This window comes from Pseudoclavibacter sp. 8L, assembly GCF_902506465.1.
Classification (GTDB): domain Bacteria; phylum Actinomycetota; class Actinomycetes; order Actinomycetales; family Microbacteriaceae; genus Pseudoclavibacter.
In genome coordinates, this window is sequence record NZ_LR733185.1 from 1420673 (window position 1) to 1434840 (window position 14168).

General features: G+C 67.7%; 11 protein-coding genes. All 11 read left to right on the forward strand.

From position 1 onward, the window contains the following. Positions 1 to 79: 79 nt before the first annotated feature. The 11 genes from GV007_RS06680 (at position 80) to serA (ending at position 13873) form a co-directional block, all read left to right on the forward strand. The gene (locus GV007_RS06680; protein ID WP_160071499.1) at positions 80 to 3157 is read left to right on the forward strand and encodes a Na+/H+ antiporter subunit A; all 3078 of its coding nucleotides are present in this window, start codon (positions 80 to 82) and stop codon (positions 3155 to 3157) included. Then, complete coding sequence (locus tag GV007_RS06685; protein ID WP_160071500.1) at positions 3154 to 3840, forward strand: Na(+)/H(+) antiporter subunit C; 687 nt, start codon at positions 3154 to 3156, stop codon at positions 3838 to 3840. The genes GV007_RS06680 and GV007_RS06685 overlap by 4 nt, the downstream gene beginning before the upstream one ends. Continuing rightward, positions 3837 to 5402 carry a Na+/H+ antiporter subunit D gene (locus GV007_RS06690; protein WP_104240422.1) on the forward strand — a complete coding sequence of 522 codons (1566 nt, stop codon included), beginning with the start codon at positions 3837 to 3839 and terminating at the stop codon, positions 5400 to 5402. Before GV007_RS06685 ends, GV007_RS06690 begins: the two co-directional genes overlap by 4 nt. Then, on the forward strand, positions 5399 to 6106 hold the full coding sequence (locus GV007_RS06695) for a Na+/H+ antiporter subunit E (RefSeq protein ID WP_160071501.1): 708 nt from the start codon (positions 5399 to 5401) through the stop codon (positions 6104 to 6106). The genes GV007_RS06690 and GV007_RS06695 overlap by 4 nt, the downstream gene beginning before the upstream one ends. After that, positions 6106 to 6390 (forward strand): monovalent cation/H+ antiporter complex subunit F, encoded by a 285-nt coding sequence (locus GV007_RS06700; protein ID WP_104240424.1) that lies wholly within the window; start codon positions 6106 to 6108, stop codon positions 6388 to 6390. Before GV007_RS06695 ends, GV007_RS06700 begins: the two co-directional genes overlap by 1 nt. Beyond that, positions 6377 to 6874, forward strand: a complete 498-nt coding sequence (gene mnhG, locus GV007_RS06705; RefSeq protein ID WP_160071502.1) for a monovalent cation/H(+) antiporter subunit G — start codon at positions 6377 to 6379, stop codon at positions 6872 to 6874. Before GV007_RS06700 ends, mnhG begins: the two co-directional genes overlap by 14 nt. A 50-nt stretch (positions 6875 to 6924) precedes the next feature. Next, a complete protein-coding gene (gene ilvD / locus GV007_RS06710; protein WP_160071503.1) occupies positions 6925 to 8625 on the forward strand; it encodes a dihydroxy-acid dehydratase in 1701 nt (566 codons plus the stop codon). A 63-nt stretch (positions 8626 to 8688) separates the two neighbouring features. Continuing rightward, positions 8689 to 10494, forward strand: a complete 1806-nt coding sequence (locus tag GV007_RS06715) for an acetolactate synthase large subunit (RefSeq protein WP_104240427.1) — start codon at positions 8689 to 8691, stop codon at positions 10492 to 10494. 3 nt (positions 10495 to 10497) lie between these two features. Further along, positions 10498 to 11004 carry an acetolactate synthase small subunit gene (ilvN, locus tag GV007_RS06720; RefSeq protein ID WP_104240428.1) on the forward strand — a complete coding sequence of 169 codons (507 nt, stop codon included), beginning with the start codon at positions 10498 to 10500 and terminating at the stop codon, positions 11002 to 11004. Positions 11005 to 11071: 67 nt separating this feature from the next. After that, positions 11072 to 12097: a ketol-acid reductoisomerase gene (ilvC, locus tag GV007_RS06725; RefSeq protein ID WP_160071504.1), complete on the forward strand. Its 1026-nt coding sequence runs from the start codon at positions 11072 to 11074 to the stop codon at positions 12095 to 12097. A 183-nt stretch (positions 12098 to 12280) separates the two neighbouring features. Further along, complete coding sequence (serA, locus tag GV007_RS06730; RefSeq protein WP_160071505.1) at positions 12281 to 13873, forward strand: phosphoglycerate dehydrogenase; 1593 nt, start codon at positions 12281 to 12283, stop codon at positions 13871 to 13873. Positions 13874 to 14168 lie beyond the last annotated feature (295 nt).

Consider the following 14168-nt stretch of genomic DNA (forward strand, 5'->3'; position numbering starts at 1 on the left):
ACGGCATTCGGCACACACGCAGTCAACTGCCAGGTAAAATAAATCTGTCCACACCGCTGCATGAGCTCCAGGAGGCCGAATGATCGCGTTCCTGGCTATCTTCCTCGGCGCGAGCATCCTCATTCCGGTGCTCCACAGGTGGCTTCGGAACGTGACGTTCCTCGTCGCCGCCGCCGTCCCCGCCGTCGCCTTCGTCTGGACCGCGCTGCTCGGTCCGCGCATCCTGAGCGGCGAGGTGCTCGTCGAGAGCATCCCCTGGATCCCGCAGATCGACATCGCCATCGCCATGCGGATGGACGTGCTCGCCTGGGTCATGACGCTCATCGTCACTGGCATCGGCTCGCTGGTGCTCGTCTACTGCGGACGCTACTTCAAGCCGGACGAGCCCGACATCGGCCGCTTCGCCGCAGTGCTGCTCGCCTTCGCCGGCGTGATGTTCGGCCTCGTGCTCGCCGACGACATCTACCTCCTCTTCATCTTCTGGGAAGCGACGAGCGTGCTCTCGTTCCTGCTCATCGGGCACTACTCGTCGAAGCGCGCGAGCCGCGGTGCCGCCATGCAGGCGCTGCTCGTCACGACGCTCGGTGGCCTCGCCATGCTCGTCGGCCTCGTCATGCTGCACGCCTCGACCGGCACGTCGCTGCTGTCCGGGATCATCGCGAACCCGCCCGAGTTCGACGGCTTCACCATCACGGCCATCATGCTCGTGCTCGCGGGTGCCGTCACGAAGTCGGCCCTCGCGCCGTTCCACTTCTGGCTCCCCGCCGCCATGGCCGCGCCCACCCCGGTGAGCGCGTACCTGCACGCCGCGGCGATGGTGAAGGCCGGTATCTACCTCATCGCCCGACTCGCACCCGGCTATGCGGAGATGCCCGGCTGGCGCGAGGTGCTCGTCACGATCGGCATCGCGACGATGCTCATCGGCGGGTGGCGTTCGCTACGCCAGCACGACCTCAAGCTGATCCTCGCCTACGGCACCGTCAGCCAGCTCGGCTTCATGACCATCGTCGTCGCCTTCGGCACGCGGGACGCGGCGCTCGCGGGCCTCGCCATGGTCATCGCCCACGCGTGCTTCAAGGCCGCGCTGTTCCTCATCGTCGGCATGATCGACCACCGCACGGGAACCCGTGACATCCGCAAGCTCTCCGGCCTCGCGAAGGCCGCGCCCGTGCTGTTCTGGATGACGGCGCTGGCGATCGCCGCCATGGCCGGTGTCCCCCCGATGTTCACGTTCGTCGCCAAGGAGGCCATCCTCACGGCGCTCCTCGAGGCGGGCGAAGCAGGCAACATGTGGGGCTGGGTCGCGCTTGTCGGCGTCATCATCGGCACCGTGTTCACGGTCGCCTACTCGGCCCGCTTCCTCTACGGCGCCTTCGCGTCGAAGCCCGAGGTCGAGCGCGTCCGCTACGTGCCAGAGCACCTCGACTTCATGTTCTCCCCGCTCATCCTCGTCGCGGCCTCGCTCGGCCTCGGCTTCGCCTCCGGCCTCGTCGACCCCGTGCTCGCGATGTACGCGGACACGCTGCCGGAGATGCCCGGCGCCAAGCCGTACTACCTGGCCCTGTGGCACGGATTCGAACCCGCGCTGTTCATCACGATCGGCACCTTCATCCTCGGTGGCCTGCTCTTCCTCTGGCGGGCGCCGGTCGCCCGCGCCCAGGCGAAGGTGCCACCGCTCATCGAGTCGTCGCGCGGCTACTGGACCACGATGCGCGTCGTCGACGTCATCGCTGCCCGCACCACCGCGACCACCCAGCGCGGCTCGCTGCCCTTCTACCTCGCGTCGATCTTCATCATGTTCGTCGTCGCCTCCGTCTTCACGCTCGTCACGATGGACACCCCGGTGCCCGCGTTCGAGACCGAGATCCGCTGGCAGGAGATCGCGATCATCCTGATCATGATCCTCGCCGCGTTCTTCGTGACGAGCTCGGAGAAGCGCTTCCAGGGCGTCATCCTCGTGGGCGTCACCGGCTACGGCATGGCGGGGCTCTTCGCGCTCTCCGGCGCCCCGGACCTCGCGATCACGCAGGCGCTCATCGAGACCATCACGCTCGTCGTGTTCGTGCTCGTGCTGCGCCGTCTCCCGGCACGCCACGGCAAGGCGCTCAAGAACCCGCCGTCGTGGCTGCGCTGGCTCATCGGCGGCTCCGTCGGAACCGTCATGGCCATCGTCGCCTGGATCGCGCTCGCCTCCCGCCAGGCATCCCCCGACTCGCTGTTCTTCCCCGAGTTCGCGTTCAAGGGCGGGCACGGCTCGAACATCGTCAACGTCACACTGGTCGACATCCGCGGCTGGGACACGATGGGGGAGCTCTCCGTCCTCATCGCCGCCGCCACCGGCGTCGCGAGCCTCGTCTACCTCAACAACCGTGGCCGCTCCCGCGTGGACGCCGCCCGCGGCCCGCGCTTCCTGCGCGCCTCCCGCCCCGTCACCGAGCCCATCGACCTCGCGGCAGTGAGCGCCGCTGGTCAGAAGCTCGGCAAGGCAGACAAGCTGCAGGGGGAGCGCCGCAAGGTCTGGCTCATCGCCGGGAAGTCGCTCGCCCCGAACAACCGCTCGATCATCCTCGAGGTCGTCGTGCGGCTCGTGTTCCACGCGCTGCTCATCGCATCCCTCTTCCTCCTCTTCACCGGCCACAACACCCCAGGTGGCGGATTCGCGGGCGGTGCCGTCGCGAGCCTCGCGCTCGCCGCGCGCTACCTTGCCGGCGGCAGGGCCGAGCTCGATGAGGCCGTGAAGGTGGATGCGGGTCGACTGCTCGGCATCGGATTCCTGCTCGCGACGCTCACGGCGCTCGTGCCGATCTTCTTCGGCCAGGCGCCCTTCACCTCCTCGTGGATCGACCAGGACATCCCCGGCATCGGCCAGTTCGTCTTCGTCACGTCCACCGTCTTCGACATCGGCGTCTACCTCATCGTCATCGCGCTGGTCATCGACATCCTGCGCTCCCTCGGTTCGGAGATCGACCTGCAGATCGAACAGGATGCGTCCCCCGACTCCGACTCGGCTGCCGAGCACGACGGCCTCCAGGGCGAGACCCCGGAGGGTGGCGAGACGGGCTACAACACGGGGGCGCTCGCCCGCGTCAACGAAGAGGTCGAAGCAGTTCAGTCAGACATCGAACCCGTCGAATCCGAGGAGGTGACCCGCTCATGACCCTGTCCCTCGTGCTCCTCGTCGGCATGGCCGCGCTCTACACGTGCGGCGTCTACCTGCTCCTCGAGCGCAGCCTCACGCGCATGCTCCTCGGGATCCTGCTCGTCGGCAACGCCACGAACATCCTGCTGTTCTTCATGTCGGGCAGCTTCGGCCTCGCCCCCATCTACGACCCGGACGTCGCGCCGGAGGACTACTCCGACCCGATCCCGCAGGCGTTCATCCTCACGGCCATCGTCATCACCTTCGGCGTGACGGCCTTCATGCTCGCCCTCATCTACCGCTCGTGGCGCCTGGCGCAGGCCGACACCGTGAGCGACGACGAAGAGGACATCGCGATGCGCACGGCCGACCTGTCTCAGGACGACGAGGAGTTCGACGAGGACGACTCCGGTGACACGGAGTTCGGGGAGTACGCGGAAGCGGCGGTCTCGACCGCCCGCATCAACATGGGCGAGGGGCCGAAACCCGGCTCGGGCAAGGACAGCTTCGCCGAGGCATCGCTCAAGGCCACCGAGCCGAGCAACCGGCACGAGGAGCTCGAGGAGTTCCGAGCCGGTGAGCAGGATGCGGAAGCCGAACAGGGCTCGCAGCCTGACGGAGCTCGCGAGGTCGGACTCGACTCGGGTGCCGACGACCACACCGATCCGCACGACGACGCAGGGAAGGGGGACCGCTCATGACCTGGCTCGTTCCCCTCATCGTGCTCGTGCCGCTCATCGGAGCGGCCCTCACGCTGACCGCGGCTCGCGCGGCACGCCTGCAGATCTTCCTTGCCCAGGCGACGCTCGTGCTCGCACTCGTCGTGAGCATCGGCCTGCTCGTGGCCGTCAACACCTCGGGTGAGGCGCTCGTCGTGCAGGGCGGCGGCTGGCTCGCCCCCTTCGGCATCTCGCTGGTCGTCGACCAGCTGTCAGCGATGCTCGTGCTCGTCACGAGCATCGTGCTGCTCGCCGTCATGGCGTTCTCCATCGGACAGGGTGCAGCGGACGGCGACGACGAGACACCCGTCTCGATCTTCTACCCCACCTACCTCGTGCTGGCGGCTGGCGTCTACAACGCGTTCATCGCCGGCGACCTCTTCAACATGTTCGTGGGCTTCGAGATCCTCCTCGTGTCGAGCTTCGTGCTCATCACGCTCGGCGGGACGACGGAGCGCATCAAGGCGGGCGTGACGTACATCGTCGTCAGCCTCGTGTCCTCGTTCATCTTCCTCGGCTCGATCGCGCTCATCTACGGCGCGGTCGGCACCGTGAACTTCGCGGAGATCGCCGTGCGCATGGCCGAGCTGCCGCAGGACGTCCAGCTCATGCTGCACATGCCGCTCCTCATCGCGTTCGCCATCAAGGCGGCGCTGTTCCCACTGTCCTTCTGGCTGCCGGACTCGTACCCGTCGGCGCCAGCACCGGTGACGGCCGTGTTCGCGGGCCTGCTCACCAAGGTGGGCGTGTACGCCATCCTGCGCACCGAGACGCTGCTGTTCTGGGACAACGACATCTCGGTGCTGCTCATGGTCATAGCGCTGCTGACGATGGTCGTCGGCATCCTCGGCGCCGTGGCGCAGGCCGGCATCCGACGAATGCTGTCGTTCACGCTCGTCAGCCACATCGGCTACATGATCTTCGGCGTGGCGCTCGGCACGGAGCTCGGTGACGCCGCGACGGTGTTCTACATCGTCCACCACATCATCGTGCAGACGGCGCTGTTCCTCGTCACGGGTCTCATCGAGCGCATCGCGGGCTCGTCCTCGCTCACGCACCTGGGCGGGATGCTCAAGCGCGCGCCGTTCGTGGCCGTGCTGTTCTTCATCCCGATGCTCAACCTCGGCGGCATCCCGCCGTTCTCCGGCTTCATCGGCAAGGTCGGCCTCTTCACAGCTGGCGCGGCGGAGGGCAGCGTGCTCAGCTACGTGCTCATCGGCGCGGGTGCCGTGACGAGCCTCCTGACGCTCTACGCCCTCATCCGCGTCTGGAACCTCGGCTTCTGGCGCACGCAGGAGCAGGTCGTCGACTTCTCGTCGCCCATGACGGAGCGCATCTCCGACACCCCCGAGTCCGCCGTCGTGACCGAGACGAAGTCCTCGTCGCGGCTCATGACGATCGCGACGACCACCATGGTCGCCGTGAGCGTCGCCATCACGGTCTTCGCCGGCCCCATCTACGAATGGTCCGAGACCGCCGCGTTCGACCTGGTACCCGCCGAGTACATCAGCTCGGTCTCCAACGGGGAGGTGCTCAAGCCATGAAGGTGAAAGACGTCAGCGCCCGCAAGCCGAGGCGCCACGCCATCCTCGTCCAGCTGCCGCTGCTGCTCGCGCTCGTCGCGTTCTGGCTGGTGCTGTGGGGGCACGTCGACGTCATCAGCGTCGTCACCGGGATCATCTTCTCGGTCATCATCGTCGAGGTCTTCTACCTGCCGGCGGTCGACCTCTCGGGTCGCATCAACCTGTGGTGGACGCTCGTCTTCTTCGTGAAGTTCCTCTACCGCCTGGTGAGCGCATCCCTCATCGTCGCGTGGCTGGCGTTCCGGCCCGCGAAGCCGCCACTCGGCTCCGTGGTCTCGGTGCAGCTGCGCACACGCAGCGACTTCGTGCTCACCCTCACGGCCGAGGTGAACATGCTCATCCCCGGCTCCATGGTCGTCGAGGTCGACCGGATGCACTCCGTGCTGTACCTGCACGTGCTCGATGCCTCCACCGACGAGGCCGTCGAGTCCGTCAAGGCGCTCGCGCTCGACGTCGAGGAGGGCCTCGCGCTCGCCCTGGGCACACGCGACGACCTCTGGCGAGTCAACCGAGACCGGGTGCGCCGCGGCCTCGGCCCCATCGGCCAGTCGCCAGCGCAGAAGAAGCACGAGGGCATCCGCGACAAGCAGTTCGCGCACGACATGCCCGTCTTCATCGAGGGCGCGGCAGGCAGTCGCTCAACCGCTCCGGAGGGGAACAAGTGATGGTCGTCGACGTGCTCGTCTGGATCTTCGGCACGATGTTCGCGGTCGCCGCGCTGCTCGCGGTGATCCGCATCATCCGCGGCCCCTCCATCATCGACCGCATGGTCGCGTCCGACGCGCTCCTCACGATCCTCATCTGCGTGCTCGTCGCCGACATGATCATCCGCGGCCACACGGACACCCTCCCGCTGGTCCTCGCGCTCGCGATGACCGCATTCATCGCCTCGGTCGCAGTGGCCAGGCACGTCACCAGGCAGGAGGCGAACGCCAGTGAGCGCTTCTGACACGCTTCTCGCATCCGGGGGGCTCCTCACCGAGGGCCCGCTCGGGGTCCTCGACGTCATCTCCCTCATCTGCCTTGGCCTCGGCGCGCTGCTGTCGCTCGCTGCGGGCGTCGGCCTCATGCGCTTCTCCGACGTGCTCATGCGCATGCACGCGCAGACGAAGCCGCAGATTGCCGGGCTCATGTTCCTGCTCATCGGCCTCGCCGTCCAGCAGACGCACCTGCCGACGATCCTGTTCCTCATCCCGATCATGTTCTTCCAGATGCTGACGACTCCGGCAGGTGCGACAATGCTCGCGCGAGCCGGCTACCGCAGCAGGCAGTTCGACAACGTGCCCCTGTATGCCGATGAGCTCGCGGCCGCCGTCGAGAGCGCGCAGCGCCGCACGGACGACGAACTGACTCGGGCGCACGCCGTCCGGACCGGCCAGCCGGAACGCGAGCCGGCACCCGAGCACGAGGGCCTTGGGCACGGCGAGAAGTAGCCCGCCGCAACGGCACTGCCCGGCCGTCGCCGCGGCGTAGAATGGCGGGCATGCCTGAGCCAGAAATCGACATCAAGCCACGCAGTCGGGTCGTCACCGACGGCATCGAAGCCACCACGTCGCGCGGCATGCTCCGCGCCGTGGGCATGGGCGACGAGGACTGGGACAAGCCGCAGATCGGCATCGCGTCCTCGTGGAACGAGATCACCCCCTGCAACCTCTCCCTCAACCGCCTCGCGCAGGGCGCGAAGGAGGGTGTGCACTCCGGCGGCGGCTACCCGCTGCAGTTCGGCACCGTCTCCGTCTCCGACGGCATCTCGATGGGCCACGAGGGCATGCACTTCTCGCTCGTCTCGCGCGAGGTCATCGCCGACTCCGTCGAGACCGTCGTCATGGCCGAGCGCCTCGACGGCACGGTCCTGCTCGCGGGATGCGACAAGTCGATCCCCGGAATGCTCATGGCTTCCGCACGCCTGGACCTCTCGAGCGTCTTCCTCTACGCGGGGTCCATCGCGCCGGGCTGGGTGAAGCTCTCGGACGGCACCGAGAAGGACATCACAATCATCGACTCCTTCGAGGCGGTCGGAGCCACGAAGGCCGGCAAGATGTCCGAGTCCGACCTGAAGCGCATCGAATGCGCCTTCGCTCCAGGCGAGGGTGCCTGCGGTGGCATGTACACGGCCAACACGATGGCCTCCGTCGCCGAGGCCCTCGGCCTCAGCCTGCCGGGCTCGGCGGCTCCCGCATCGGCCGACCGCCGCCGGGACGCGTTCGCGCACCGTTCCGGCGAGGCCGTGGTCAACCTGCTCCGCCAGGGCATCACGACGGGCGACATCCTCACGAAGGAGGCCTTCGAGAACGCGATCGCGATCGCGATGGCACTCGGCGGATCGACCAACGTCGTGCTCCACCTCCTCGCGATCGCCCGCGAGGCGCAGGTCGACGTCACCCTGCACGACTTCAACCGCATCGGCGACAAGGTTCCCCACATCGCCGACATGAAGCCCTTCGGCAAGTACGTCATGAACGACGTCGACCGCCACGGCGGCATCCCCGTCGTCATGAAGGCGCTCCTCGACGAGGGCCTCATGCACGGCGACGCGCTCACCGTGACGGGCAAGACGCTCGCCGAGAACCTCCGCGACCTCAACCCCGACCCCGTCGACGGCGACGTCGTGCACACGATCAACAACCCAATCCACGCGACCGGCGGCATCACGGTGCTGCACGGCTCCCTCGCTCCCGAGGGCGCGGTCGTCAAGACGGCCGGCTTCGACGCCGACGTCTTCGAGGGCCCAGCGCGTGTCTTCGAGCGCGAACGCGGCGCGATGGATGCGCTCACGAACGGCGAGATCGAAGCGGGCGACGTCATCGTCATCCGCTACGAGGGCCCGAAGGGCGGACCGGGCATGCGCGAGATGCTCGCCATCACGGCGGCCATCAAGGGCGCAGGTCTCGGCAAGGATGTACTACTCTTGACGGACGGACGATTCTCAGGCGGCACAACCGGCCTGTGCATCGGCCACATTGCACCGGAAGCGGTCGACCAAGGTCCTATCGCTTTCGTCCGCAGTGGAGATCTGATTCGGGTCGACATCGCGGCTCGCTCGATCGACCTACTCGTCGACGAAGCTGAGCTCGCCTCCCGCCGAGAAGGCTGGGAACCGCTCCCTCCGAAGTTCACGCGCGGCGTGCTTGCGAAATACTCGAAGCTCGTTCGCAGCGCGTCCGAGGGCGCGACCACGGGCTAGCCCTCGGGACTACGCCCTCATCGACCGCGCTCGACTCATCGAGTACGAAGAAGAACGGATCTCATGACGCAGGAAACTGCCGCCCGCATCGCCGCGGCGTCACCACCCTCCGCTGGGCACGAGCCCGAGATGCTGACCGGAGCCCAGGCTGTTGTCCGCACCCTCGAGAACCTCGGGGTCACGGACGTCTTCGGACTGCCAGGTGGCGCCATCATCGAGGTGTACGACCCACTCCTCGACAGCACCAAGCTCCGCCACATCCTGGTTCGCCACGAGCAGGGTGCCGGCCACGCCGCCGAGGGCTACGCCTCGGCGAGCGGCCGGACCGGCGTCTGCATCGCGACGAGCGGCCCAGGCGCCACGAACCTCGTCACCGCGATCGCCGATGCCTACATGGACTCGGTGCCGCTGCTCGCCATCACCGGCCAGGTGTTCTCGCACCTCATGGGAACGGACGCCTTCCAGGAGGCCGACATCATCGGCATCACCATGCCGGTGACGAAGCACAGCATTCTCGTCCGCACGCCGGAGGAGATCCCGGCTGCAATCGCCGCGGCGTACCACATCGCGTCGACCGGCCGCCCTGGCCCTGTGCTCGTCGACATCACGAAGGACGCGCAGCAGAAGAAGGCGCCGTACGTCTGGCCGGTGAAGCTCGACCTGCCCGGCTACCGCCCGGTCCTGAAGGCGCACGGCAAGCAGATCCTCGCCGCGGCGCAGCTCATCGCGCAGGCCAAGAAGCCCGTCTTCTACCTCGGCGGCGGCATCGTCCGCTCCGGTGCATCCGCCGAAGTGCAGCGCCTCGTCGAGAAGACCGGTGCGCCGGCCGTCACGACGCTCATGGCACGCGGCGCGTTCCCCGACTCGCACCCGCAGATGCTCGGCATGCCCGGCATGCACGGCACGGTGCCCGCCGTCCTCTCGCTGCAGGAAGCCGACCTGCTCATCACGATCGGTGCGCGCTTCGACGACCGAGTGACCGGCAAGTCGGCGCTCTTCGCGCCCAACGCGAAGGTCATCCACGTCGACATCGACCCCGCCGAGATCTCCAAGATCCGCACGGCCGACGTGCCGATCGTTGGCGACGCGCGCGAGGTCGCCATCGACCTCCTCGCCGCCGTCACCGACCACGCTCCCGCGGAGGCCTCGCGCCTCGAAGAGTGGTGGACCTACCTCAACGGCCTCAAGGCGGAGTTCCCGCTCGGGTTCACCGAGCCGAGCGACGGCCTCCTCTCGCCGCAGCGCATCATCCAGCGCATCAGCGAGCTCACCGGGCCCGAAGCGATCTACGCGGCGGGCGTCGGCCAGCACCAGATGTGGGCGGCGCAGTTCGTCAAGTACGAGCGCCCCAACGCGTGGCTCAACTCCGGCGGCGCCGGCACCATGGGCTACGCCATCCCAGCAGCGATGGGCGCCAAGGTCGCCGAACCGCACCGCACGGTGTGGGCGATCGACGGCGACGGATGCTTCCAGATGACCAATCAGGAACTCGCGACCTGCGCGATCAACGACATCCCCATCAAGGTCGCGATCATCAACAACTCGTCGCTCGGCATGGTGCGTCAGTGGCAGACGCTCTTCTACGACGGACGCCACTCGAACACCGACCTCAACACGGGGCACGAGACGGTCCGCATCCCCGACTTCGTGAAGCTCGCCGACGCCTACGGGGCGCTCGGCATCCGCGTCACGAAGGAGGAGGAGATCGACGCCGCCATCAAGCTCGCACTCGAGACCAACGACCGCAGCGTCGTCATCGACTTCGTCGTGAGCGCCGACGCCATGGTGTGGCCGATGGTGCCGCAGGGCGTCTCGAACAGCTTCGTCCAGTACGCCAAGGAACACAGCCCGACCTTCGAGGGGGAGTAGAACATGTCGAAGCACGTACTTTCCCTCCTCGTCGAGGACAAGCCAGGCCTCCTGACGCGCGTCGCCGGGCTGTTCGCCCGCCGAGGGTTCAACATCGAGTCGCTTGCCGTCGGCACGAGCGAGGTCGAGGGGCTCTCGCGCATCACGGTCGTCGTGGACGTCGAGGAGTTCCCGCTCGAGCAGGTGACCAAGCAGCTCAACAAGCTCATCAACGTCATCAAGATCGTCGAGCTCGAATACGACGCCTCCGTGCAGCGTGAGCACCTCCTCGTCAAGGTCAAGGTCGACGCGACGACGCGCTCGCAGGTCATCGAAGCCGTCAACCTGTTCCGAGCCCGCGTCGTCGACGTGGCCACGGACGCGCTTGTCATCGAGACCACGGGCGACACGGGCAAGGTGCAGGCATTCCTGCGCGTGCTCGAGCCGTACGGCATCCGCGAGATCGTCCAGTCGGGCCTCGTCGCCGTCGGGCGCGGCGCCAAATCCATGACCGAGCGGGTCGCGCGCTGACCCGCGTCGCGCGCACCCGCTCAGCACCACCCAAACGCCAGAACGCCAACAATCAAGGAGCACACAAGTGGCTGAAATCCTGTATGACACCGACGCAGACCTGAGCATCATCCAGAGCAAGAAGGTAGCCATCGTCGGCTACGGCTCGCAGGGCCACGCCCACGCGCAGAACCTTCGCGACTCCGGCGTCGAGGTCAAGATCGGCCTGAAGGACGGCTCCAAGTCGGCCCCCAAGGCTCAGGAAGATGGCTTCGAGGTCCTCAACGTTGCGGATGCAGCCGAGTGGGCCGACGTCATCATGATCCTCGCCCCCGACCAGCACCAGCGCTCCATCTACACGGACAGCGTCAAGGACAAGCTCACCGAGGGCAAGACGCTCGCGTTCGCCCACGGCTTCAACATCCGCTTCGGCTACATCGACGCCCCCGAGGGCGTCGACGTGATCCTCGTCGCCCCGAAGGCCCCCGGCCACACGGTGCGTCGCGAGTTCGTCGCAGGCCGCGGCATCCCGGACATCATCGCCGTCGAGAACGACGCGTCCGGCACCGCCTGGGCGACCGCGCTCTCCTACGCCGCCGCCATCGGCGGAACCCGTGCAGGCGTCATCAAGACGACCTTCACGGAGGAGACCGAGACCGACCTCTTCGGCGAGCAGGCTGTGCTCTGCGGCGGCACGTCGCAGCTGATCCAGTACGGCTTCGAGACGCTCACCGAGGCCGGCTACCAGCCCGAGATCGCCTACTTCGAGGTGCTCCACGAGCTGAAGCTCATCGTCGACCTCATCTGGGAGGGCGGCATCGCCAAGCAGCGCTGGTCGGTCTCCGACACGGCGGAGTTCGGCGACTACGTCTCCGGCCCGCGCGTCATCGACCCGAGCGTCAAGGAGAACATGCAGGCCGTTCTCGCCGACATCCAGTCCGGCGCCTTCGCGAAGCGCTTCATCGACGACCAGGACAACGGCGGCGTCGAGTTCGCCGAGTTCCGCAAGAAGGGCGAGTCGCACCCCATCGAGAAGACCGGCCAGGAGCTGCGCAAGCTCTTCGCCTGGAAGCAGACCGACAGTGACTACGTCGACGGACAGGTCGCACGCTAAGCGTCACCAGCCGTTCGCAGTCCTGAACTGCACGGGGCCGGCCCGGAGCATCTGCTCGGGGCCGGCCCTTCTGCGTATGCCGGGGCCGCGTGTTACGGCGGCGCGGGCCGCTGGCGCGCCCCGCGATAGGATCGGTTCGGCCTGCGCCCGCAGACTCCCTGTCTCCACTGGAGGATTCTTCACGTGTCAAAGCCCGTCGTTCTGCTTGCCGAGCAGCTTTCCCCCGCAACCGTGGATGCGCTCGGTCCCGACTTCGAAGTCCGCCAGGTCGACGGTACCGACCGTCCCGCGCTCCTCGAGGCACTCGCCGAGGCCAACGCCATCCTGGTGCGCAGCGCGACCCAGGTCGACGCCGAGGCGATCGCCGCAGCCCCGAACCTGAAGATCATCGCGCGCGCCGGCGTCGGCCTCGACAACGTCGACACACCAGCCGCCACGAAGGCCGGCGTCATGGTCGTCAACGCGCCCACCTCGAACATCACGTCGGCCGCGGAGCTCGCGGTCGGCCACATCATCTCGCTCGCTCGCCACATCCCGAACGCCAACGCGTCGATGAAGGCCGGCGACTGGAAGCGCTCGAAGTACACGGGTGTCGAGCTGTTCGAGAAGACCGTCGGCATCGTCGGCCTCGGCCGCATCGGCACGCTCGTCGTCGACCGCCTCAAGGGCTTCGGCGTGACGCTCGTCGCCTACGACCCCTACGTGACGCCGGCCCGCGCCTCGCAGTTGGGCGTGCAGCTCCTCAGCCTCGAAGAGCTCATGGCGCAGTCCGACTTCATCACCATCCACATCCCGCGCACCCCCGAGACGACGGGGCTCATCGGCGATGCGGAGTTCGCGCTCGCCAAGCCCGAGCTGCGCATCGTGAACTGCTCGCGCGGCGGCATCATCGACGAGAACGCGCTCCGCGACGCCCTCGAGTCGGGCAAGATCGCCGGCGCCGCCCTCGACGTGTTCGTCACCGAGCCGCCGTCGAACCGCGACCTCCTCGACCAGCCGAACCTGCAGCTCACGCCGCACCTGGGCGCATCCACCGACGAGGCCCAGGAAAAGGCCGGCGTCTCGGTTGCACGCTCCGTGCGCCTGGCGCTCGCCGGCGAGCTCGTGCCTGACGCGGTGAATGTCGCCGGCGGCGTCATCGACGAGTACGTGCGCCCCGGCATCCCGCTCATGGAGAAGCTCGGCCAGTTCCTGCAGGGCCTCATCGGCGCCTCCCCGGTGGCGTTCGACATCGAGGTGCACGGCGAGCTCGCACGCTACGAGATCAAGGCGCTGCGTCTCGCTGCGCTCAAGGGCTTCTTCACCAACATGGTGACCGAGCAGGTCTCCTACGTGAACGCGCCGCTCCTCGCGGAGGAGCGCGGCCTCGAGGTCCGCATGAACGCGGATGAGGACAGTGACGAGTACCGCAACGTGCTCACGCTGCGCGCGACGCTCAGCGACGGCAAGACCGTCTCCGTGTCCGGCACCCTCACCGGCCCGAAGCAGATCGAGAAGCTCGTCGGCATCAACGGGTACAGCATCGAGGTGCCGCTCGCGAACCACCACCTCGTGATGATCTACAGCGACCGCCCCGGCGTGGTCGCCGTCTACGGTGCCGCGCTCGGCGACGCCGGTGTGAACATCGCCGGCATGCAGATCGCCCGCGATGAAGAGGGCGGCCAGGCCCTCTCCGTGCTCACGATCGACGAGCCCGCCAGTGACGAGCTGCTCGCGAAGCTGCGCGACGCGATCGGAGCTTCAGAGCTGCACGAGATCGACATCATCGAGAGCTAGCACTTCCATCGGCGGCCTGCCGCCTCGGCGAACGCTGCCTGCGTCTTCACCCCCTGCGAGAGCTCGCAGCGGGTGAAGACGCAGGCAGCGTTTTTGGTCAGTGGCTGTTGCGGCCAGCTTGCGGGATGGATGCGGGATGAATGCGGGCCGGTGGGGCCTGGCGGACGTGCCGCGGTGTATCCGTCACGGAAGCTGGCCGACGTCCGGGCGGGTGGAGAGTCTCGACGGGGCGTGGCGTCCGGCTCGTGGGCCTGGCCACTTTCGGGGCCCCGACCCGCCCTGCGCTGCCCTGCCC

What these genes read in the sequence shown, in the direction of transcription:
- GV007_RS06680 (WP_160071499.1), top strand. Translation starts at nt 80, where the DNA reads ATGATCGCGTTCCTGGCTATCTTCCTCGGCGCGAGCATCCTCATTCCG.
- GV007_RS06685 (WP_160071500.1), top strand. Translation starts at nt 3,154, where the DNA reads ATGACCCTGTCCCTCGTGCTCCTCGTCGGCATGGCCGCGCTCTACACG.
- GV007_RS06690 (WP_104240422.1), top strand. Translation starts at nt 3,837, where the DNA reads ATGACCTGGCTCGTTCCCCTCATCGTGCTCGTGCCGCTCATCGGAGCG.
- GV007_RS06695 (WP_160071501.1), top strand. Translation starts at nt 5,399, where the DNA reads ATGAAGGTGAAAGACGTCAGCGCCCGCAAGCCGAGGCGCCACGCCATC.
- GV007_RS06700 (WP_104240424.1), top strand. Translation starts at nt 6,106, where the DNA reads ATGGTCGTCGACGTGCTCGTCTGGATCTTCGGCACGATGTTCGCGGTC.
- ilvD (WP_160071503.1), top strand. Translation starts at nt 6,925, where the DNA reads ATGCCTGAGCCAGAAATCGACATCAAGCCACGCAGTCGGGTCGTCACC.
- GV007_RS06715 (WP_104240427.1), top strand. Translation starts at nt 8,689, where the DNA reads ATGACGCAGGAAACTGCCGCCCGCATCGCCGCGGCGTCACCACCCTCC.
- ilvN (WP_104240428.1), top strand. Translation starts at nt 10,498, where the DNA reads ATGTCGAAGCACGTACTTTCCCTCCTCGTCGAGGACAAGCCAGGCCTC.